Raw genomic sequence first — 20,215 nt, 5'->3', positions numbered from 1 at the left:
ATAGCTTGTAAGGAGGGATTTTTTTTGGTTAAACTTCGTCGGAAATTAACAAGAAAAGGCCCGCTTCCTTTTCGCTACGTTCTGTTGCTCACCTTTCTTTTTTTTATGCTTTCCACAGGGGTAGGATTATGGCTAATTAATAGAGGGATTGAACCGACGTTAATGAAATATGCTGAAGCACAAACAAAAGAGATTGCAACTTTAGTTATTAATAAAGCGGTGAATAAACAGGTACTTGATCAACTGGACGTAGATGTTATTAAAGTGGAATCCACACCTAACGGTCAAGTAGCCAAAATTGACACAGCGCTTGTAAATCGGGTCAGAGCTCAAACTACGTCATTTGTCCAGGCTAACTTAAAAGAAGCAGAGAAAGGGAATTTAGATGCACTTGAACTTCCAACAGATATTCGTATTGAAAAAAGTGAAAAGTTGCGGAATCAAGGAATTGTATACCAAGTTCCGCTTGGGCAAGCGACTAATAATGCGCTGCTTGGAAATCTAGGTCCGCTGATTCCGGTTAAATTTCATGCTATTGGTGACGTTCAAACAGACGTAGTGCGAAAAATCGAAGAGTATGGAATAAATAATGCGTTTCTTGAAGTATCTATCAAAGTAAAAGTAAACATGCAAATCATTATCCCATTTGCAACTAAAAAAACAACCGTTACGGCTACAATCCCGGTCGGAGGCACCGTTATTCCTGGAAACGTTCCTGACTATTTTAACGGTGGAAACTCGTCTTCTCCGGCGATTGAACTTCCGAAGAAAAATTAACAATATTATATTAACGTGATAAAGTATTATTAAAAAAGCAGGTGCGGAAGTTCAAAAAGACTTTCATACTTGCTTTTATTCATTAGAAAATTTGTCTGAATTTTCTATAAAAAATATTTTGACATACTATCTTCTCCCTTCTATAATTTGAGATAGGAAGTTATAGAAAGAATAATCTAAAAATTATAAAAATTCTCGGTGATCTACGATAAAAAGAGAGTAGGGAGAGAACAAGAGGGGGAATTACAGTGGAAAATAGGCCGCAGTGGGGATCGAGAGCAGGGTTTATTTTAGCAGCAGCAGGTTCAGCAATTGGACTAGGGAATATATGGAGGTTTCCAGCTACTGCATATGAAAACGGAGGAGGAGCATTTTTTCTTCCCTATTTATTTGCTTTGTTGACGGCAGGAATTCCTATTTTAATCATGGAGTTTGCTATAGGTCATAAATATAAAGGTTCTTCTCCTTTATCATTAGCGAGACTAAGTCCAAAGGCTGAGTGGCTAGGCTGGTGGCAAGTAGCTATTTCCTTTTTTATTTCAGTTTACTATTCCGTTATTATCGCGTGGGCGATGTCGTATTTTATCTTTTCATTTAAGTTAAGCTGGGGAAAGGATACGGAAGCGTTTCTATATGGAGATTACTTAAAGTTAGCTGAAGCACCAGGACAAACAGGAAGCATCGTATTACATGTTTTAATTCCGCTTGTACTTGTATGGATTGTCACGTTAGGTGTGTTATTAAAAGGAATCAAAAAAGGAATTGAAGCGGCAAACAAAATCTTTTTACCAACACTAATTGTTCTATTTTTAATCATCGTTATTCGAGCAGTAACATTGGACGGAGCAATGGAAGGTCTGCACGCTTTCTTTAAACCAAACTGGAGCGCAATTGGAGATGGAAAGGTTTGGATTGCGGCATATGGTCAGATTTTCTTTAGTTTATCTGTTGGTTTTGCTATTATGATCACTTATTCCAGTTACCTTCCAAAAAAATCTGATTTAACTAATAATGCGTTTATTACTGGATTCGGTAATTCCGCTTTTGAATTACTAGCAGGAATCGGTGTGTTTAGCGCACTTGGTTTTATGGCTACTCAGCAAGGTATCCCAATCGATAAGGTGGTTCAGGGAGGGGTAGGACTAGCCTTTGTTGTTTTCCCGCAAATTATTAATGAATTTCCGGCCTTTAAACAGCTGTTTGGAATGTTATTCTTTGCTTCCTTAACATTAGCAGGATTAACGTCGCTTATTTCAATTATCGAAACCTTTGTAGCAGGCATTCAAGATAAATTTACTATCTCACGTACAAAAGCTGTATTAATAGGCGGAGGAATCGCTTCAATTTGCTCGCTGTTATTTGCAACACAAGGCGGACTTTATTTCTTAGATGTGGTCGACTATTTCATTAATAACTTCGGAGTTGCTTTAGCAGGCTTAGTAGAAGTTGTATTAGTTGCTTGGGTATTTAAAAAGTTGAGCAGCCTTCAGCAGCATGCAAATGAAGTCTCTGATATCCGAATCGGATCATGGTGGAAGATATGTTTAGGAGTCGTTACACCACTTGTACTTGGGTATATGATGTTTGATAACTTCCGGAAAAATATTTCGGAAAATTACGAGCAGTATGCAACGACTTTTGTAGGTCCTTTTGGTTGGGGCGTGGCAGCTCTGGCTGTTATTTTAGGAATTGTTTTCTCTTTTGCACGATGGAAAGATGGGACGATCCGTTTATCAGTTAAAGAGAAGGGGGTTTCTAAATAATGGATGGAAGTTCAATTACAATGATGGTTGTAGGAATGGTCATCATATGGGGCGGCTTGGCCGCGAGTATTGCTCATGCTGTGAAAAAAGCAAAAGAAAGCAAAGCGTCAGGATAAAAAAACAGGAAGCGTCGGCTTCCTGTTTTTTTATTTTTTCTTTAGTTCTAAACGATCATTTCTTTCCCACGTTCTTAACTGAGGATATGGGTCAAACGACCACTCATTTTTGCCGTTATCTTTATACATTCCATAATGCAAGTGAGGAGGGAATTTCCCAGAAGTCCCAGGAGGTCCATAACCGGAACTTCCTACTCCGCCAATGAGCGTTCCTGGTTCTACAATTTGTCCTACTTTTAAATTTTTTGCAAATCCGCTTAAATGAGCTAAATAGTGATAGTTATTATGAAGGTCACGAATACCGATTCGCCAGCCTCCATATTTATTCCATCCTTTAAGCTCAATAATGCCATAGCAAGGGGATTTTACTGGAACTCCGTAATCTGCAAAAATGTCTGTTCCTTCATGAATTCGTTTGCCACCCCAGCCGCGCGCATCTCCCCATGTACTTCGATAACTGTAGTTCGCACGGAGAGGCACCGGAAATGAAGAACCTTTTAAATCAATCCGACCGTAATGGCGAAAAATTTTGGCATTCCCTAAAATAATATCAACTGCTTTAGCCCGGTGATAATAGTTCCAAAGCGCAATTTTAATATAGTCTTCGGACACCCCGAACGTCCGAATATAATCTGCCATTGTAAAAAGCATATCTTCATCATTAAATTGGTCTGCTTTTTTGTCTCCGTTCCCATCTTTGCCCATTCCCCCGAGCAGAGAAATAGTAAGTGGGTTTGTATCTTCCAAATTTGGATTTAAAGAACCTGACCATTTTTCTGGAGGATAATAAATGGCGATCGCGCCTTTTTCTCTTGGAATATCTTTATGAGAGCGTCGAATATTTCGTTCATACTGGTCAATCCCAGCAAAGTAGTACCAAGGAATTGTAGTAGCGGCTTCCATTTGTTTATACAGCTCTAATCTCTTTTGAATAAGCATTTTTTCTTGATCTGCTGATGATTCAGCTATTACATGGTGCCATCCTGTGAATATAGACATGAACATAAAAAGTAAGATAATCGTTTTGCGCATCGTGTTTCCCCCTTTCTAAAGATAGTGTGTAATACTAGTTTGCAGCGAGAAAAAAGATTTCATAAATATTAATTAATGGAAATCGCTTCAAAACTTTTTTAAAGAATTTTATTCAGAAGATAAATGGAAATTATACGGAGGATGAAAACGCACACATTTGAATGGGAAATAGAAGAAAACTGAGGAAAATAAAGAGCAGACAACTTGTCGAATCTCACTTTTTTATGATAAAGTGACATATAGTTATGTTTTTAATATGTAGTTAAAATTAAGCATATAGGTTATAGACATTTTCTAGATTGGTGGAGTTGATAATATGGCAACAAAAGAAGAGCATGTCCGCAAACCCGAGTGGCTGAAGATTAAGCTAAACACAAACGAAAATTACACAGGCTTAAAGAAAATGATGCGTGAGAAAAACCTTCATACAGTTTGTGAAGAAGCAAGATGTCCGAATATTCATGAGTGTTGGGCTGTTCGTCGTACGGCAACTTTTATGATTTTGGGAGAAGTATGTACACGTGCCTGTCGTTTTTGCGCGGTTAAGACAGGTTTACCAACAGAATTAGATTTAGAAGAGCCAGAACGCGTAGCGGATTCTGTTCAGCTAATGAACTTAAAACATGCGGTTATTACAGTAGTAGCTCGCGATGATTTAAAAGACGGAGGAGCAAGCGTATTAGCTGAAACAATTCGTGCGATTCGTCGTAAAAATCCATTCACAACAATTGAAGTATTGCCTTCTGATATGGGCGGTGTGGAAGAGAATTTACGTATTGTAATGGACGCGCGTCCTGATATTTTAAATCATAATATTGAAACAGTGCGCAGCCTTACGCCTCGTGTTCGTGCTCGTGCTAAATATGAGCGTTCTCTTGAGTTCCTTCGCCGTGCAAAAGAAATGCAGCCGGATATCCCTACGAAATCAAGTATCATGCTTGGTCTAGGAGAAACAAAAGAAGAAATTATTGAAACGATGGATGATTTGCGTGCAAATAATGTAGATATTATGACGCTAGGCCAATATCTACAGCCAACTAAAAAGCACATAAAAGTTCAAAAATATTACCATCCAAATGAATTTGAAGAGCTAAAAGAAATTGCATTATCAAAAGGATTCAGCCATGTTGAAGCAGGTCCTCTTGTACGTTCTTCTTACCATGCAGATGAGCAAGTTAACGCTGCTGCAAAAAACAAAGCACAAGAAAGCAAATAAGGTAAAAAAGGTGATGATATGCTCATCACCTTTTTTGTTTATTCCACCATATCTTTGTCCGTCATCGGTTCATTCAATTCGTTTTTCTCTCTTCCATTTGCATCTTCTCCACCGTTCATTTTACGCCCTTGGGGAGATTTCAGCATCTGTTGAATAACGGCATCGATTCGTTTTCTAGCATCATTCGTTTGCGTATTCATTTCACTGATATTTTCAATTTGGTCCATCTGTTTCGGATTATCTGAGACGTATACATGATAATAACGAGGAACTACAGACATAGCTGTACGTTTTACCTGATCGGCTGCGTTATTCCGGTTTTTAGCATCTGTTTTATAAGCAACAAGCACATCTTTATCGGTTACTAGCGTAGCGGCTTGCTTAATATTTGGTATAGCGGTGCTCAGTTTACTAATATTGTCGGCTGCTTCTTCTCGATTAAATGTTCCTACTTGGTTCATATTGGAATTTTGCTCATTTGTGTTTTTAGTGTATCGGACATATCCATAATTTGTGCCGCTATTATTATTTGGATTATAATAATGATTAGGCTCGTTTACATTAATGGCATCTGGGTTGTTTGGTGATAAATTTTCATTTTCAGCTGTGTTTTTATTTTGACAGCCAATGGTTAAAATACTTGTTATCAAAGCGATTCCAAGAATAGATTTCTTCACCATTTCCACCTCCTGTAGTTAAATATCGTACGCCAGGTAAACCGGCGAACCTTCATGTGGAGCATAAAAGATCAGTAGGTATACCGATAAAACTCCTACAGGATTAGAGTGCTGCTTATACGTGAAAAATTTCATGTTAATTGATGGTTTCATCATCATAATTATGGTATGGTAAATTTTAAGAGAAGAGGTGTGAGCAATGGTCTGTATCAATAATATTTGTTATGAAGTATTAAAAGATGAGCGTGAGGCATTTAATGAAGAGGCATTTAGAGGTCGCTTTATTGATGTGCTGAGCCGCTATGACTATATTGTGGGAGATTGGGGATACAATCAGCTTCGACTGCGAGGCTTTTTTGATGACCGAAATCAAAAGGCAACGTATGATACGAAGATTAGTACGCTTCAAGACTATTTACATGAATATTGTAATTTTGGCTGTGCGTATTTTGTCTTAAAAAAAGTCCATAAGTAAAAAAAGGCAAGCCGAAGACACTAATTGTCCTTCACGCTGCCTTTTTTTTTAGATGATTTCATATAAAAATTCGCGAAGTTCCTGACCGTCTTCACTGTTTAATTTAAATACTTCTTCAAGATAGTTTGGTTCTTCAAGGTCATCTTGTCCAATGATGGCAAAGCGTCCTCCTTGAATATCAAGAACAACTTGTTTGCCATAATAACGGTCGGTTTGGATAATAGCTAAATCAAATCGTTGATTTTCGCCCATAAAGCTGACAAACCGGGTCTTTGTAGATACAACATCGTCATATAGATAAAAGCGTTCGCTCATAGGTATACTCCTTTCATAGGTTGTATGTGTATCATATCAAATAAGGTCAAAAACAAAAATGAATTTATCAAATGGATAATGGGTCATGATAAAATAGAACAGGAACCCCGTTTGTTTATGAAAAAAGATTTATAGAGAGCTGACAACTAGGGAGGAAATAATATGTACTTTGTAGATCGTGAAAAAATAGAAGCCACGCTTGTTTTTTTTGATGAACATGTTCGCTTGTTTGCTGAGCATTCGAGCTGGAACACAGAAATAGAGAAAAAAGCATTAGAGAGAATTGTACACCTTTTAATTGAAAACGTTTTAGATGTAGGAAATGCAATGATTGATGGGTTTATTATGAGAGATCCAGGCAGTTACGACGATATCATTGACATTTTAGTTGACGAGAAAGTGGTTAAAAAAGAGGAAGAAACGCCATTAAAAGAGATCGTTCAATTGCGTAAAAGCGTTGTTCAAGAATATGTGGATGTTAATCATCAGGATATTTATCAAAAAGTGATGCAGCATAAAGACGTACTGGCAGCATTTTCAGAGCGCGTAAGGACATATCTAGAGACAGAGTTAGGGCCTGTGTCTGCTTTTCGTAACTAAAGGCAAGCAAGTTGTAGTTGTATAAAAAATAAGCTATGATTTCAAGTATGAGACTTGAAAGGAGATCACACAACATGAAGGAATATAAAGGATATTTGATTGATTTAGACGGAACAATGTACAAAGGAACAGAGCTAATTGCCGAGGCGCGTGATTTTGTTATTAAATTAAAGGAAAAAGGAATTCCTTATTTATTTGTAACAAACAACTCAACAAAAACGCCTGATAAAGTAGCTGAAAAGCTAGAGGCATTTGGCATTCCTGCAACAGAAGAGCAAGTTTTTACAACGAGCCAGGCAACAGCTAATTATTTACACGAACGCAAAGCAAACGCTTCAGCTTATGTAATTGGTGGAGAAGGAATCCGACATGCGCTGCTTGAAAAAGGATTTACCATTGAAGAGGAAGATACGGATTTTGTAGTTGTTGGTTTAGATCAAGAAATTACATATGAAAAATTAGCAAAAGCATGTTTAAACGTTCGAAACGGCGCCTTTTTTGTTTCAACGAACGGAGATATTGCGATTCCTACTGAAAGAGGCTTACTGCCCGGTAATGGATCTATCACGTCTGTTATTACGGTTTCTACTCAAACAAATCCAGTATTTATTGGCAAACCAGAAAGTATTATTATGGAGCAAGCCCTTGAAGTCATCGGTACGCCAAAAGAAGAAACAATCATGATTGGTGATTACTATGATACAGATATTTTAGCAGGGATGAATGCAGGCTTAGATACATTATTAGTCCATACAGGTGTAACAACAAGAGAGTTACTAGAAGGATATGAGAAAAAGCCAACATATACGGTAGATTCACTAAAAGAGTGGATGGAGCGAATTTAAAAAGCTGTCAATTGACAGCTTTTTTTGTTTTTTAACCTATTCTTGACTGGCAGCCCGATGCGCTAACCGGCTAGAAGCAGCGGCGGCAATTGCGCCTACTAAATCATCTAAGAAAGTGTGGCACTCTCCAGTCGATTTATCGTTTAATCGTTCTAGAATACCCGGCTTTTGTTTATCAATATACCCGTAATTGGTAAAGCCGATTGATCCGTACACATTTACAATCGATAATGCTAAAATCTCGTCGATACCGTATAAACCTTCGTCTTTCTCAAGAATATCCAACAGAGGCGGCTCAATCACTTTTTTTTCTGTGAGGACGTCTAGTTGAATACCCGTTAAAATAGCATTTTGAACTTCCCGTTTAGAAATGACGCGCTCAACGTTATATAAACAGTCTTCGATTGTTAAATTTGGGTGATACTTTTTTTGCAAGTAATAGACCAGTTCAGCAATGTCTGTAAGAGCCACGCCGCGTTCTATTAACCATTCTCTTGCTTTTTTTTCTAACTCACTTTGTGTATGTTTTTTCTCCAAGTATCATCACCTGTTTTCTATATATTTTTAAGTCTAAAGTTGTTTCATACTACTAACCCGGAGTAAATAACTATAAATGGTGTATTTCTAATCTATTCATTCCTCCGTAAATATTATGACAAGTAATGTTGTTTTCCATCATATAATTTCTTGAATGAATGAAGAGAGGGATTAAAATGATACAAACCATTTATGAGCATTACGGATTACGTCCAAATGAATTTATGCCCGTAGGTAAATTTGAAGGTTTTCAGTATCGAGATATTTTATATACAATCATTAATGTAAAACAAATGGAACAAGACGAGTTAAATGAACTATATCAAATGAGTCAATTTCTGATGGGCCAAGGTGATCGCCATGTGGCAACATTTATGCCTAATTTGAATGGTGAAATGATTACAGAAACTGAAACTGAAAAATTTATCATTTGCCGCTGTCTTGCGGAAGAGAAAAACCCCAACTTTTCACCTGGGCACGAGCTAGCTGTTTTTCATCAAAAAGGGAGACTGTTTCCTTATGAAGTGGAAAAAGCAAACCGGCTAGGGCAATGGAAGTCCATGTGGGAGAAGCGTCTCGACCAGATGGAGCAATTTTGGTATGGAAGATTACGTGCTTTGCCTAATCAAGAGATGGAAAAACGTTTTTTAGAAACTTTTCCTTATTACCTAGGATTAACGGAAAATGCTATTCAATACCTAGTAGACACGGAAATTGACGATTTGCCTCGTTCAGTTGACGCTGCGACGATTTGTCATCATCGGTTCGGGCAAAAAACATGGGGGGAAGACTACGTTTACAAGCTCCCAGCAGATTGGGTCTTCGATCATCCGAGCAGAGATATAGCTGAATATATAAGGGAACAATATTTATTAACATACGCTGTCGATGAAAGGCACATGCATCAGTTTTTAAGTGAATATGAAAAGGTAAATCCGCTTTCTTCTTTTTCATGGAGACTGTTATATGCTAGACTTCTTTTTCCGGTTCATTATTTTGAGGTCATTGAAGGGTATTACAGTGTACAAGATGAGAGGCAAAAACAAAAGTATTATGAGAAGCTGGAAGGAGTATTAGCTCATTCTTCTCACTACGAAGCTTTTCTGAAGCGCTTTTACCAGTCGGTGGGTATTTCAACGTCTCGTTATCACATTCCTGAATTAACATGGATTCATTAAAAAGCGATTACTATAGAATATGATAAAATAGAAAAATAGGTGTTGGATAATCCAAACCTGTTTTTCTATTTTGTTTTTGTGCATGCAGTTTAAAAAGGATAAAGAGGTGGCGTACATATGGACAAGCCGTTTGTATTTATTACGAGAAAAATACCGAATGAATTAATCGAACCTTTAAAGGCAGTAGCGAATGTGGAAATGTGGAATAAAGAAGATGAGGCAGTCCCTCATGAGCTGCTTTGTGAAAAAGCTAAGCGCGCACATGCTCTATTAACAATGCTTTCAGATCGTATTGACAGTGAATTGCTTACGCAAGCTCCTCATTTAAAGCTTGTAGCTAACTTGGCGGTCGGATTCGATAATATTGATGTAGAAGCGGCAACTGAACGAGGAATTATCGTTTCTAATACCCCCGATGTTTTATCTGATACAACAGCAGATTTAACGTTTGGTTTATTAATGAGTGTAGCTAGACGTTTAGTAGAAGCTGCTGGATATGTGAAAGAAAATCAGTGGAAAAGCTGGAGTCCATTTTTGTTAGCGGGTAGAGATATTCATCATAAAACATTAGGTATTGTTGGAATGGGGAAAATTGGAGAGACGCTTGCGAAACGTGCTACAGGTTTTGATATGGAAATCTTGTACCACAATCGAAGCCGCAACCTTCAAGCAGAAAAAAAGCTCAATGCAGTTTACTGTGAGTTAAATGAGCTGCTTGAACGATCTGATTTTGTTGTTTGTTTGACACCGTTAACGGACGAAACCAAACATTTATTTAATGTTTCAGCATTTGAACAAATGAAAACAACTGCGATTTTTATTAATGCTTCAAGAGGAGCAGTGGTTGATGAGCAAGCATTGTTACATGCGGTTCAATCCGGTGAAATTGCTGGAGCTGGCTTGGATGTATTCGATCAAGAGCCTATTTCTGCTTCTCACCCTCTTCTTCAGTTGCCTAATGTTGTAGCTCTTCCTCATATCGGCAGTGCGAGTATCGAAACGCGCACGGAAATGATTTCTTTATGTGTTAAAAACATTAAAGCAGTACTTACAAACGAGTCTCCTATTACAATTGTAAATAAAGAAGCGTTTGCAAAAAAATCATAACAGAAAAAGGCAATTTCATTTCCGTGAAATTGTCTTTTTTTTGTTAAAAAACAGTGGGAGCCATGTTATGATAATAAAATGAAATATTTTAAAAATTTACATTTATCTTTATATACCAATTTTTTTAACGAATTTACGAGAAAAGATGGCAAGTAAACCTTGTAAAAAAGAAAAATAAGGTCTATAATGTCCTCTATAAGAGAACAAATGTATACGTAGAAAGAACACAGAGGTGAGGAATATGACAAAAAGTATTTCAGTAGGATTATTAGGGTTAGGAACGGTAGGAAGCGGAGTAGTCAAAATTATTGAAAATCATCAGGATAAATTAAGTCATCAAGTCGGGTGTCCTGTAGAAGTTAAAAAAGTAGTAGTTAAAGATATTGATAAGAAACGTGACGTAGAAATCAGCGAAGAGAAATTAACAACGAATGTTGAAGACGTTTTACATAACGCGGAGATTGACGTTGTCATTGAAGTAATGGGTGGCGTTGAAGAAACAAGAGACTATATCTTAACAGCCCTTCGTAATAAAAAGCATGTTGTAACGGCAAACAAAGATTTGATGGCAGTTTACGGCTCAGAATTGTTAACAGTAGCTTCTGAAAATAACTGTGATTTATTTTATGAAGCAAGTGTAGCAGGCGGTATTCCAATTCTTCGTGGATTAGCAGATGGATTAGCATCTGATCGTATTACCAAAATGATGGGAATTGTAAATGGTACAACAAACTTCATTTTAACGAAAATGACAAAAGAAGGAAGCGCTTATGATGAAGTGTTAAAAGAAGCGCAGGATTTAGGATATGCTGAAGCGGATCCAACTTCTGACGTAGGTGGTTTAGATGCTGCTCGCAAAATGGCAATCTTGGCTACACTAGGATTTTCAATGAAAATTGACTTAGACGATGTTCGTGTTCAAGGTATTACAGAAGTAACGGAAGAAGACTTGCAATATAGTAAACAATTAGGCTATACGATGAAACTGATTGGATATGCACATCGTGACGGCGACAATGTAGAAGTGAGTGTTCAGCCAACTCTTTTAGCAGACACACATCCTCTTGCTTCAGTAAGCGATGAGTACAATGCTGTATATGTATACGGAGAAGCTGTTGGAGAAACGATGTTTTATGGACCGGGGGCAGGAAGCCTGCCAACTGCCACTGCTGTCGTATCAGATTTAGTAGGTGTTATGAAAAACATGCGTTTAGGTGTGAATGGTAAAAGTGCGGTAACGCCTCAGTATCCAAAACAGTTAAAAGCAGAAGATGAAATGTTCTCGAAGCATTTCTTACGTATTCATGTTAAAGATCAAGTTGGAGCATTTGCAAAATTAACAACGCTATTTTCAGAGCGTGGCGTGAGCTTCGAAAAAATTATTCAACTTCCTGTGAAAGGAAGCGAATTAGCTGAGATTGTTGTTGTTACACACAAAACATCTCAAAAAGATTATGAGGAAATCCTTCAGCAGCTTCGGGATTTACCAATTGTAGAAAATGTAAAAAGCAGTTACCGCGTAGAGGGAGTTGGCACAGTATGATGTGGAAAGGTCTATTAGCTGAATATAAAGAGTTTTTACCTGTAACAGAGAAAACACCTATGCTTACACTACATGAAGGAAATACACCTTTAATTCATCTTGCTCATTTATCAAAAGAGCTAGGCATTGATTTACATGTGAAAGTAGAAGGGTTAAATCCAACGGGGTCATTTAAAGACCGCGGAATGGTAATGGCTGTAGCAAAAGCCAAAGAAGAAGGAAGCAATACGGTTATTTGTGCATCTACAGGTAACACATCCGCAGCTGCAGCAGCTTATGCATCACGCGCTGGCATGCGCTGTATCGTTGTTATTCCAAATGGAAAAATTGCGATGGGGAAATTAGCTCAAGCTGTTATGTATGGTGCAGAAATTGTAGCAATTGAAGGAAACTTTGACCAAGCACTTTCTATGGTTCGTAAGCTGAGTGAAACATCACCGGTTGCACTTGTAAACTCTGTAAACCCATACCGTATTGAAGGGCAAAAAACAGCTTCTTTCGAGATTTGTGAACAGCTTGGAAAAGCGCCTGACGTTTTAGCTATCCCAGTGGGGAATGCAGGAAATATTACAGCTTACTGGAAAGGCTTCAAAGAATACAGTGAGCGTCACCAAACGTCTCTTCCTCACATGCACGGGTTTGAAGCAGAAGGTGCAGCGGCGATCGTGCGTAATCAAGTTATCGAAAATCCAGAAACAATTGCAACGGCTATTCGAATCGGAAATCCAGCAAGCTGGGATTATGCTGTAAACGCAGCAAAAGAATCAAACGGGAAAATTGATGAAGTAACAGATGAACAAATCTTAGAAGCATATCGTACAATTGCACGCAAAGAAGGTGTATTTGCAGAGCCAGGTTCTTGCGCTTCAATAGCTGGGGTGTTTAAAGATGTAGCTTCTGGTAAAATTGCAAAAGGTTCAACGGTTGTAGCTGTACTAACAGGTAACGGATTAAAAGATCCAAACGTAGCAATCGATGCTCATAACGTAAAGCCAGTGGTTTTACCAAATGATGAAGAAAAGGTATTTGAGTATATCCAAGGTGTCGTTGCTTCATGCTAGAAAATGAGCGTTTTGTCATTACGGTCCCAGCTAGCTCTGCTAATTTAGGGCCAGGATTTGATTCCATTGGAGTGGCTTTATCTCGCTACTTAAGATTAACAGTAGAGTGTCATGAGGAATGGATTTTTATCCCTGAAACGAAAGAAGTGCAAAGTATTCCTACAGGTACAGATAACTTAATGTATGAAGTGGCACAAGACGTGGCTCGTCAATTTAACATTGACCTTCCAAGTGCGAAGGTCAATGTTTGGAGCAACATTCCATTAGCAAGGGGACTTGGAAGCAGCGCATCGGCTATCGTAGCTGGAATCGAGCTGGCTAATGTACTGTGTGACTTGCGTTTATCAAAAAGAGAAAAGCTTCGCATCAGCAGCTTAATGGAAGGACATCCTGATAACGTCAGCCCGTCTATTTACGGGGGCATCGTTGTTGGTTACCATCATGAAAATGAAACATATATTGCTCAAATACCTGAATTTGATGTCGATATCGTGATGGCCATTCCAGAATATGAATTAAAAACAACCGATGCTCGTGATGTGCTGCCTTTGGATATTAATTATCGCCACGCAGTAGAAGCTGGGGCAATCGGGAACATGCTAGTAGCAGCCCTTTTAAATAAAGATTTACCTCTGGTAGGCGAATTTATGGAGAAAGATTTATATCACGAACCTTATCGTATGAGACTCGTGCCAGAGCTTTCTCTTGTGCGAAAAGAAGCAAAAGCTCTCGGCGCATACGGTGTGTCACTAAGTGGAGCCGGTCCGAGTGTATTATGTTTAGCACCAAAAGGAAAAGGCAAAGCGATTGCCGAACATATGTATGCTTTAATGCCGAGCTGCGAAATAGATGTTTTACAAATTGACCGCAAAGGTGTATTTGTAGAAGCTGAAGTCACAACGAGTTAATAAAAAAATCCTCATTCATTTGAATGAGGATTTTTCATTCGCAAGCCCCAATAAAATGGGAGGTTGCTTTTATAATAAAATCAAAGAGATTAGAATACTTGTTCTACTTCAACTACACCAGGTACTTCTTCTAAAAGGGCACGTTCGATACCAGCTTTTAGCGTGATTGTTGAACTTGGGCAGCTTCCGCAAGCGCCTAAAAGACGTAACTTTACAATACCATCCTCTACGTCTACTAGCTCACAGTCTCCACCGTCGCGAAGTAAAAACGGACGAAGTTTTTCTAATACTTCTTGAACTTGCTCGTGCATTTCTGACATAACTATCGACTCCTTTCTTCTACTCTTATTATAAACGGTCTTTCATGAAAAATCTATTGGAGTATACATCGTAATATTACCTTAAAAGAAAAAGATGTGCAATGAATCAGTTTTGTGTAAAATAGTATTCATAATGAAGTAAAAGTGTGAATAATCGTACAGTTTGAATGTAAAGATTTAAGGGGGATGTGCTATGCAATCAACTGAGGTAGAAGTGTGTATTTATGGAGCTGAAATTGTTTGTGCAAGCTGCGTTAACCTGCCGTCTTCAAAAGACACCTATGATTGGCTAGAGGCAGCTATTTCTCGTAAATATCCGAATCAGCCGTTTGCTATCACGTATGTAGATATAAACGAGCCGCATACGGATCCGGAAAAAACAGCTTTTTCCAAGCGTGTGATTGAAGAAGATTTATTCTATCCTGTAGTGGTCATTAACGGAGAAATTGTTGGGGAAGGCAACCCGAAATTAAAGCGCGTATTTGAGGAAATGGAGAAGTATGGTTTCTGCGCATCATAATGAAAAAAGCCGTTAGATTGTCAGTCATCTAACGGCTTTTATTTTATCCACTATGGTGTTTATACATCCAAAGAATACCTGATTTTAATAATCGAGCTACGCGTCCTGTAATTGGACGTTCGGCAACTAAGCCAAATCCATGCTTTTTGCCTAATGAACCAAGTATGCCTTTTAATTTAATAGTTGGCAATTCATCCGGAAGCGCTTCGCCTTTCCAGCGGTGAAGAAGTACTTGCACGATTTGTTCAGCTTGACCTTCTGCCAGCTGAGCGCTTGGTGCATGCGGTAGGCTTGCACAATCACCTAAAATGTAGACATTTTCGTCGTCAGGCAAGTTATGGTATTTCGTTAAGACGACGCGTCCTTGAGGGTCTTTTTCTACGTCTAAATCGCGTACCACTTTATTTGGCTGGATACCTGCTGTCCACACGATTGCATCGCTTTGAATGGGCTCATCATGATTATAAAGAATGTTCGGTTCTACTTTTGTAATATTAGCACTATTTACGATTTCAACACCGTTTGAAGTAAACCAAGTTTGAACGTAATTACTTAAACGTTCTGGGAAAGCAGACAAAATTAATTTACCGCGGTCAAATAAGATGATTTTTAAATCCGGGCGGCTTTCTCTTAGCTCGCTTGCTAGTTCTACTCCGCTTAATCCAGCTCCTACAATTGAAACAGTAGCGTGGGCTGGCAAGTTGTTTAATGTCTGATAAGTTGCTCGTGAAGCATCAATGGATTGAATGCTGTATGTATGCTCAAGAGCTCCGGGAACTCCATGATATTTATCTTCGCATCCGAGTCCTACAATCAGGTCATCATAAGCGATCATTTGATCATCCACATAGACACATTTCTCTTTTAGGTCTATGCGTTTTACACAGCCGTAGTGAATCTTTAAGCGAGGGTGTTCAGGAAAAGCAACACGAACATGCTGATCAGAAATTGTTCCAGCTGCAAGTGCATAGAATTCAGTTTTTAGTGAGTGATAAGGTGCTTTGTCAATAAGTGTTACTTCTACATCGTTAGGCAATTGATTCGGAAAAAGGCGCTGCAAAACGCGCATACCACCGTATCCGCCGCCCAGTATGACAAGGTTCTTCATGTGAATTTCCCCTTTAGCTTCATGCATTTTTGTTTTCTCTCTATTATTCTTGCTTTTAAGAATAGGAGAGTACAAATTACCGTTAATAAGGATGGTTGCCAAAAAGATATGAAAGGCTATATAAGATAACATATTTTACTTAAATAATAATTTAATATAACCTCTTTTGGTTTTCTATACATAAAAGTATAACTAAATTAATAAAAAACCACAATATGTTTCAACATAATTTCAAGCTATCCCTATAATAAAGCTTTATTTATACGTTTTTTTGAAAAAGTCTGTGAAGCTAAAAAGCGTGCGCAAAATGAACGTGAATTTCCAAAGTTGACGTTGAAAATGAAAGAAGATAGGATAAACTAATAGTAGAGAGGTGAAAAACGTGATACAGCCAATTATTGAATTTTGCGTTAGTAATTTAGCCAGTGGTTCTCAAGCAGCTTTAGCAAAGCTTGAAAAAGATCCAAATCTAGATATCATTGAATACGGATGTTTAGGTTATTGCGGGAAATGTTCACAATCTTTATTTGCCTTGGTAAATGGAGAGATTGTTACAGCGGAAACACCTGAACAGTTAGTGGATAATATTTACATTCATTTAGAAGAAAATCCAATGTTTTAAACTATCCCCGCTGTCGTATCTCTTTTTATCAGGAGAGGGACATGAGGCTAATAGAATAGATGATGTAAGCACGGCTGTCTTGCCGTGCTTTTTTATGCGTTTTTGCGCAAATATCTGCGCTTTAATCATTCTCTTTGCAATCATAATGCTTCTTGTGTTTTTTAATACTCCAAATGAGGACAAAATAAAAAACCCCTTAATCTTTATGATTAAGGAGCTAAAAAAACGGGGGATGATATTATTGTGTACAAAAGAGAATCACTTTATACTAGAGCTACATAAAAAAATAATGGGTGATAATATGAAAGAATTTCAGTTTACAAAAATGCATGCACTTGGCAACAACTATATCTACGTAAATATGTTTGAAGAACATATAGAAGAGCAAGAGTTAGCACCGCTTGCTGTAAAAGTCTCAAATGTTTATACGGGAATTGGATCGGATGGAATGATTCTTATTTGTCCATCTGAACGTGCAGATGTGAAAATGCGCGTATTTAATAATGACGGCTCGGAAGCAAAAAACTGCGGAAACGGTTTAAGATGTGTAGCTAAATATGCATATGAACATAATTTAGTAACAAGCGAAAGATTTTTTATCGAAACGCTTTCTGGAGTTGTAGAAGCAACGGTGCATCCGCAGGGAAATGAAGTTCCAGAAGTGACAATCGATATGGGAGCGCCTATTTTAGCTAGAGAACAAATTCCAATGACGGGAGCAAGCCAAGACCAAGTCGTTAATGAAGAGATGGAATTTGGAAAAGAACGGTTAAAAGGGACGGCTGTATCAATGGGAAATCCTCACGTTGTCTTTTACGTAAATAATATTGAACAAGCGCCTCTTACTACATTAGGGCCTGTGGTTGAAAAAGATTCGCGTTTTCCAGAAGGAGTGAACGTTGAATTTGTTGAGGTAGTGAACGAAAGAGAGCTGAATTTTCGTGTATGGGAAAGAGGTTCGGGTATCACTCAAGCATGTGGAACAGGAGCATGTGCTGCTGTTGTTTCGTCTGTATTAAATGAGAAGACGAAAAAAGATGTTCCTACTGTCGTACACCTCGCTGGAGGAGATTTAACGATTGTTTGGCAAAATAAAGGCAATGTATTAATGACAGGTCCAGCCAATGTGATTTGTGACGGCGCGTATTATTATTAGAAACGAAGAAGCAGACGATTTGTCGTCGCAGACATTTCGTCGTATACTAAACAAAAAAGGAGGTCTGTTTAAAAATGAGTCAAGATATCCTAACAATTACAGAAGCTGCAAGCTTTCAAATAAAAGATATGATGAAAGAACATGAAGAAGAAAATGCTTATTTACGTGTTAATGTAAATGGAGGAGGCTGTTCAGGTCTTTCTTACGGCATGGGTTTTGCTCACGAAGTAAATGAAAACGATATGTTGTTTGAACAACATGGCATTAAGATTCTTGTAGATAGAGAAAGTGCTCCAATTTTAAAAGATGTAAAAATTGATTACAAGCAATCTATGCTAGGCGGAGGGTTTACAATTGATAACCCGAACGCCATTGCAGCATGCGGCTGCGGCTCTTCTTTCCGTACAGCAAGCAACGCAGGTGCTCCTGAAGAGTGCTAAGTATATTTTTATAAAAAAGCTTTCTTCACCTCATCTGGTGAAGAAAGCTTTTTTAGTGAGAAATTTTTGTATGTTACATCATCTGTCAAACTTGTTGACTGAATAATCAGTCTTTTTTATACTCAATAAAAAAGAGGAGATGAACGGATTTGATAGATGCGACTCGTTACGAAGCGGAACAAGTAGGAGGGTACGGAAGTTTTCGCAAAAAAAACACCCTGCCTATTCTATGGAAGGGGTTTATAAACTGGTTAAAACTTGAAAGTAGGAAAATGGAGTCTAAGGATGCAAAAAGTATTCACTTCAGTGAATCGCATTTATTTGTTCAACATTTGCCTTTTTCCTCAGGTGAAGCCTGTCATCAAAACTCGTCCTCTGCGCCTCTTAACCATTCTGAACCTTACATTCGCTATTATGAAAATGCTAACGCATCTCTGGCTGAAAGCTACGGAGCAGTTGAAGGAGAGCATATTTTACTTATTGAACGTATTGTCGGTCAATCAGAGGTAGTAAAATATTTAAGTAAGCTCGAAGGTTTGAAGGCCTACAGAATGAGCGTAACTAGTCAAGAAGGAAACCATTCCTTTTATGAAATCTGTTTAGTAAGCAGTGATGCAGAAATGATGAGTGAAATCATCCATCGAATGGTTACACCAATCCAGCAATGAAAAAAAGCAGGCGAGAGCCTGCTTTTTTTATGAGAACATTGACGTACTGTGCATAGGCTGTAAGCGAGCCTTTGGATCAATGTATGCTTTAGCGTTATTAACGGCAGTCGGACCTTCGCCAAATCCTGCCACGATGAGTTTTACTTTTCCATCATATGTGCAGACATCACCTGCTGCATAGATGCCAGGAATATTTGTTTCTTGCTTTGAGTTAACAACAATTGCATTTTTCTCTAAATCTAAGTCCCATTCTTTAATTGGACCTAGAGAAGAAACAAATCCAAAGTTTACAATAACATCATCTACGTCTACTACTGTCTTTTCTTCGCCTTTTGTATTTTCTAACACAACTTGTGTAATACGGTCATCTCCAATAAATTCAACCGGTACATACGGTGTTTTAATATCAACTGATGAATTATGCAAGTTTTCTACGCTGTGTTCATGAGCGCGGAACTTGTCTCGGCGATGCGTTAACGTTACTTTTTCTGCGATCGGCTCTAACATAAGAGACCAGTCTACAGCAGAATCCCCGCCCCCGCACACTAATACTTTGCGGCCTTTGAATTTATTCATATCATCCACAAAATAATGAAGATTCGTTTGCTCGAACTGTTCTGCGTTTTCTAGCTCGATTTTACGGGGCTTAAATGCACCGTTTCCAGCCGTAATAATAATTGTTTTTGAATAGTGGACTTCAGAATTAGTAGTTAATCGAAATACGCCGTCCGCTTGTTTTTCTACCTTTTCTACGGCTTGCTCTAGCGCAACTGCAGGTTTAAATTGATCCATTTGCTCTTTTAGGTTATTGACTAATTCTTGAGCGCGTACTTTTGGAAAACCAGCTACGTCATAAATATATTTTTCAGGATATAAAGCAGAAAGCTGTCCACCAAGCTGTGGTAAGCTTTCAATAATTTTTACGCTCGCTTGACGCATACCGCCATAAAATGCTGTAAATAAGCCTGTAGGGCCGCCTCCGATGATGGTAATATCATATACTTGTTTATCTTCTTTCATTTATAATCACCTCTAGATTGTTCTGTGCCAATGCATATTCTACTTTATGATAGCATAGTAAATTATAAAATATCATTAAAACACGCTGGAATGTTTGAGAAACTTTCTCAACTTAAAGATCAGTATTTGTAATCATTAACATAACCACACGTTTTGGTCAAATATAAAACTGGGTATACAGGAAAGTAATTGAAAATTTAAAAGCTTGTAA

Annotated in this window: 24 protein-coding genes; 17 read left to right on the top strand and 7 right to left on the bottom strand. The window is 38.1% G+C overall.

All coding sequences use genetic code 11. The features are described from left to right. The first annotated feature begins 24 nt into the window (after nt 1–24). From yunB to ACFX4W_RS16910, 3 genes are all read left to right on the top strand, one after another. Nucleotides 25–777: a sporulation protein YunB gene (gene yunB / locus ACFX4W_RS16920; RefSeq protein WP_013085335.1), complete on the top strand. Its 753-nt coding sequence runs from the start codon at nt 25–27 to the stop codon at nt 775–777. Nucleotides 778–1,025: 248 nt separating this feature from the next. Further along, a complete protein-coding gene (locus ACFX4W_RS16915; protein WP_043977246.1) occupies nt 1,026–2,540 on the top strand; it encodes a sodium-dependent transporter in 1,515 nt (504 codons plus the stop codon). Further along, nucleotides 2,540–2,656 (top strand): methionine/alanine import family NSS transporter small subunit, encoded by a 117-nt coding sequence (locus ACFX4W_RS16910; RefSeq protein WP_016765823.1) that lies wholly within the window; start codon nt 2,540–2,542, stop codon nt 2,654–2,656. Before ACFX4W_RS16915 ends, ACFX4W_RS16910 begins: the two co-directional genes overlap by 1 nt. Before the next feature lie 30 nt (nt 2,657–2,686). On the opposite strand, the gene ACFX4W_RS16905 is transcribed toward ACFX4W_RS16910, so the two are convergent. Next, on the bottom strand, nt 2,687–3,688 hold the full coding sequence (locus tag ACFX4W_RS16905) for a M23 family metallopeptidase (RefSeq protein ID WP_043977245.1): 1,002 nt from the start codon (nt 3,686–3,688) through the stop codon (nt 2,687–2,689). A gap of 316 nt (nt 3,689–4,004) precedes the next feature. Between ACFX4W_RS16905 and lipA the strand changes: the two genes are divergently transcribed. Then, a complete protein-coding gene (lipA, locus tag ACFX4W_RS16900) occupies nt 4,005–4,904 on the top strand; it encodes a lipoyl synthase (RefSeq protein WP_013059637.1) in 900 nt (299 codons plus the stop codon). Between the two features lie 38 nt (nt 4,905–4,942). On the opposite strand, the gene ACFX4W_RS16895 is transcribed toward lipA, so the two are convergent. Next, the gene (locus tag ACFX4W_RS16895) at nt 4,943–5,584 is read right to left on the bottom strand and encodes a YhcN/YlaJ family sporulation lipoprotein (protein ID WP_013059636.1); all 642 of its coding nucleotides are present in this window, start codon (nt 5,582–5,584) and stop codon (nt 4,943–4,945) included. Nucleotides 5,585–5,780: 196 nt separating this feature from the next. Between ACFX4W_RS16895 and ACFX4W_RS16890 the strand changes: the two genes are divergently transcribed. Continuing rightward, nucleotides 5,781–6,056, top strand: coding sequence for a YutD family protein (locus tag ACFX4W_RS16890; protein ID WP_013059635.1), 276 nt, complete (start codon nt 5,781–5,783; stop codon nt 6,054–6,056). Between the two features lie 48 nt (nt 6,057–6,104). On the opposite strand, the gene ACFX4W_RS16885 is transcribed toward ACFX4W_RS16890, so the two are convergent. After that, nucleotides 6,105–6,371 (bottom strand): DUF3055 domain-containing protein, encoded by a 267-nt coding sequence (locus ACFX4W_RS16885; protein WP_013059634.1) that lies wholly within the window; start codon nt 6,369–6,371, stop codon nt 6,105–6,107. A gap of 162 nt (nt 6,372–6,533) precedes the next feature. On the opposite strand from ACFX4W_RS16885, the gene ACFX4W_RS16880 reads away from it, so the two are divergent. After that, a complete protein-coding gene (locus ACFX4W_RS16880) occupies nt 6,534–6,971 on the top strand; it encodes a DUF86 domain-containing protein (RefSeq protein WP_043977243.1) in 438 nt (145 codons plus the stop codon). A gap of 74 nt (nt 6,972–7,045) precedes the next feature. Continuing rightward, a complete protein-coding gene (locus tag ACFX4W_RS16875; protein WP_013059632.1) occupies nt 7,046–7,816 on the top strand; it encodes a TIGR01457 family HAD-type hydrolase in 771 nt (256 codons plus the stop codon). Between the two features lie 36 nt (nt 7,817–7,852). Here the strand turns inward: ACFX4W_RS16875 and ACFX4W_RS16870 are convergent, their stop codons facing one another. Next, entirely contained in the window at nt 7,853–8,353 is a 501-nt protein-coding gene (locus ACFX4W_RS16870; protein ID WP_013059631.1) for a phosphatidylglycerophosphatase A family protein, read from the bottom strand. A 176-nt stretch (nt 8,354–8,529) separates the two neighbouring features. Here ACFX4W_RS16870 and yutH point away from each other — a divergent pair, with 176 nt between their 5' ends. From yutH to thrB, 5 genes are all read left to right on the top strand, one after another. Beyond that, nucleotides 8,530–9,531 carry a spore coat putative kinase YutH gene (gene yutH, locus ACFX4W_RS16865; protein WP_013059630.1) on the top strand — a complete coding sequence of 334 codons (1,002 nt, stop codon included), beginning with the start codon at nt 8,530–8,532 and terminating at the stop codon, nt 9,529–9,531. 117 nt (nt 9,532–9,648) lie between these two features. Continuing rightward, entirely contained in the window at nt 9,649–10,638 is a 990-nt protein-coding gene (locus tag ACFX4W_RS16860; RefSeq protein ID WP_043977241.1) for a 2-hydroxyacid dehydrogenase, read from the top strand. A 241-nt stretch (nt 10,639–10,879) separates the two neighbouring features. After that, nucleotides 10,880–12,181, top strand: a complete 1,302-nt coding sequence (locus tag ACFX4W_RS16855; RefSeq protein WP_043977239.1) for a homoserine dehydrogenase — start codon at nt 10,880–10,882, stop codon at nt 12,179–12,181. Further along, the gene (thrC, locus tag ACFX4W_RS16850) at nt 12,181–13,242 is read left to right on the top strand and encodes a threonine synthase (RefSeq protein WP_025752680.1); all 1,062 of its coding nucleotides are present in this window, start codon (nt 12,181–12,183) and stop codon (nt 13,240–13,242) included. The genes ACFX4W_RS16855 and thrC overlap by 1 nt, the downstream gene beginning before the upstream one ends. After that, complete coding sequence (gene thrB / locus ACFX4W_RS16845) at nt 13,236–14,150, top strand: homoserine kinase (protein ID WP_043977237.1); 915 nt, start codon at nt 13,236–13,238, stop codon at nt 14,148–14,150. The genes thrC and thrB overlap by 7 nt, the downstream gene beginning before the upstream one ends. Nucleotides 14,151–14,239: 89 nt before the next feature. Here the strand turns inward: thrB and ACFX4W_RS16840 are convergent, their stop codons facing one another. Next, nucleotides 14,240–14,470: a NifU family protein gene (locus ACFX4W_RS16840; RefSeq protein WP_013059625.1), complete on the bottom strand. Its 231-nt coding sequence runs from the start codon at nt 14,468–14,470 to the stop codon at nt 14,240–14,242. Nucleotides 14,471–14,663: 193 nt separating this feature from the next. Between ACFX4W_RS16840 and ACFX4W_RS16835 the strand changes: the two genes are divergently transcribed. Continuing rightward, nucleotides 14,664–14,990 carry a YuzD family protein gene (locus ACFX4W_RS16835; protein ID WP_043977235.1) on the top strand — a complete coding sequence of 109 codons (327 nt, stop codon included), beginning with the start codon at nt 14,664–14,666 and terminating at the stop codon, nt 14,988–14,990. Nucleotides 14,991–15,033: 43 nt separating this feature from the next. Here ACFX4W_RS16835 and ACFX4W_RS16830 read toward each other — a convergent pair whose 3' ends face one another. Beyond that, nucleotides 15,034–16,098: an NAD(P)/FAD-dependent oxidoreductase gene (locus ACFX4W_RS16830; protein ID WP_097824959.1), complete on the bottom strand. Its 1,065-nt coding sequence runs from the start codon at nt 16,096–16,098 to the stop codon at nt 15,034–15,036. Between the two features lie 382 nt (nt 16,099–16,480). Between ACFX4W_RS16830 and ACFX4W_RS16825 the strand changes: the two genes are divergently transcribed. The 4 genes from ACFX4W_RS16825 to ACFX4W_RS16810 all read left to right on the top strand — a co-directional run bounded on the left by ACFX4W_RS16825 (nt 16,481) and on the right by ACFX4W_RS16810 (nt 18,984). Continuing rightward, nucleotides 16,481–16,720: a YuzB family protein gene (locus ACFX4W_RS16825; RefSeq protein ID WP_025752683.1), complete on the top strand. Its 240-nt coding sequence runs from the start codon at nt 16,481–16,483 to the stop codon at nt 16,718–16,720. A 301-nt stretch (nt 16,721–17,021) separates the two neighbouring features. Beyond that, the gene (dapF, locus tag ACFX4W_RS16820) at nt 17,022–17,876 is read left to right on the top strand and encodes a diaminopimelate epimerase (RefSeq protein ID WP_043977620.1); all 855 of its coding nucleotides are present in this window, start codon (nt 17,022–17,024) and stop codon (nt 17,874–17,876) included. A gap of 74 nt (nt 17,877–17,950) precedes the next feature. Then, nucleotides 17,951–18,316 carry a HesB/IscA family protein gene (locus tag ACFX4W_RS16815; protein ID WP_377559809.1) on the top strand — a complete coding sequence of 122 codons (366 nt, stop codon included), beginning with the start codon at nt 17,951–17,953 and terminating at the stop codon, nt 18,314–18,316. A 149-nt stretch (nt 18,317–18,465) separates the two neighbouring features. Next, nucleotides 18,466–18,984 carry a hypothetical protein gene (locus ACFX4W_RS16810; RefSeq protein WP_043977229.1) on the top strand — a complete coding sequence of 173 codons (519 nt, stop codon included), beginning with the start codon at nt 18,466–18,468 and terminating at the stop codon, nt 18,982–18,984. A 27-nt stretch (nt 18,985–19,011) separates the two neighbouring features. Here ACFX4W_RS16810 and ACFX4W_RS16805 read toward each other — a convergent pair whose 3' ends face one another. Beyond that, nucleotides 19,012–20,004, bottom strand: a complete 993-nt coding sequence (locus ACFX4W_RS16805) for an NAD(P)/FAD-dependent oxidoreductase (RefSeq protein WP_013059618.1) — start codon at nt 20,002–20,004, stop codon at nt 19,012–19,014. Nucleotides 20,005–20,215 lie beyond the last annotated feature (211 nt).

Source organism: Priestia sp. YIM B13489 (assembly GCF_042787645.1).
GTDB classification, from domain to species: domain Bacteria; phylum Bacillota; class Bacilli; order Bacillales; family Bacillaceae_H; genus Priestia; species Priestia megaterium.
Note: the sequence above shows the minus strand (reverse complement) of the source record. Positions and strands in the feature narration are given on the sequence as shown.

Bases quoted from the DNA above. Each gene is read 5' to 3' on its own strand.
- ACFX4W_RS16910 (WP_016765823.1), top strand. From the start codon at position 2,540: ATGGATGGAAGTTCAATTACAATGATGGTTGTAGGAATGGTCATCATA.
- ACFX4W_RS16905 (WP_043977245.1), bottom strand. From the start codon at position 3,688: ATGCGCAAAACGATTATCTTACTTTTTATGTTCATGTCTATATTCACA.
- lipA (WP_013059637.1), top strand. From the start codon at position 4,005: ATGGCAACAAAAGAAGAGCATGTCCGCAAACCCGAGTGGCTGAAGATT.
- ACFX4W_RS16895 (WP_013059636.1), bottom strand. From the start codon at position 5,584: ATGGTGAAGAAATCTATTCTTGGAATCGCTTTGATAACAAGTATTTTA.
- ACFX4W_RS16890 (WP_013059635.1), top strand. From the start codon at position 5,781: ATGGTCTGTATCAATAATATTTGTTATGAAGTATTAAAAGATGAGCGT.
- ACFX4W_RS16885 (WP_013059634.1), bottom strand. From the start codon at position 6,371: ATGAGCGAACGCTTTTATCTATATGACGATGTTGTATCTACAAAGACC.
- ACFX4W_RS16880 (WP_043977243.1), top strand. From the start codon at position 6,534: ATGTACTTTGTAGATCGTGAAAAAATAGAAGCCACGCTTGTTTTTTTT.
- ACFX4W_RS16875 (WP_013059632.1), top strand. From the start codon at position 7,046: ATGAAGGAATATAAAGGATATTTGATTGATTTAGACGGAACAATGTAC.
- yutH (WP_013059630.1), top strand. From the start codon at position 8,530: ATGATACAAACCATTTATGAGCATTACGGATTACGTCCAAATGAATTT.
- ACFX4W_RS16860 (WP_043977241.1), top strand. From the start codon at position 9,649: ATGGACAAGCCGTTTGTATTTATTACGAGAAAAATACCGAATGAATTA.
- ACFX4W_RS16855 (WP_043977239.1), top strand. From the start codon at position 10,880: ATGACAAAAAGTATTTCAGTAGGATTATTAGGGTTAGGAACGGTAGGA.
- thrC (WP_025752680.1), top strand. From the start codon at position 12,181: ATGTGGAAAGGTCTATTAGCTGAATATAAAGAGTTTTTACCTGTAACA.
- thrB (WP_043977237.1), top strand. From the start codon at position 13,236: ATGCTAGAAAATGAGCGTTTTGTCATTACGGTCCCAGCTAGCTCTGCT.
- ACFX4W_RS16840 (WP_013059625.1), bottom strand. From the start codon at position 14,470: ATGTCAGAAATGCACGAGCAAGTTCAAGAAGTATTAGAAAAACTTCGT.
- ACFX4W_RS16835 (WP_043977235.1), top strand. From the start codon at position 14,664: ATGCAATCAACTGAGGTAGAAGTGTGTATTTATGGAGCTGAAATTGTT.
- ACFX4W_RS16830 (WP_097824959.1), bottom strand. From the start codon at position 16,098: ATGAAGAACCTTGTCATACTGGGCGGCGGATACGGTGGTATGCGCGTT.
- dapF (WP_043977620.1), top strand. From the start codon at position 17,022: ATGAAAGAATTTCAGTTTACAAAAATGCATGCACTTGGCAACAACTAT.
- ACFX4W_RS16815 (WP_377559809.1), top strand. From the start codon at position 17,951: ATGAGTCAAGATATCCTAACAATTACAGAAGCTGCAAGCTTTCAAATA.
- ACFX4W_RS16805 (WP_013059618.1), bottom strand. From the start codon at position 20,004: ATGAAAGAAGATAAACAAGTATATGATATTACCATCATCGGAGGCGGC.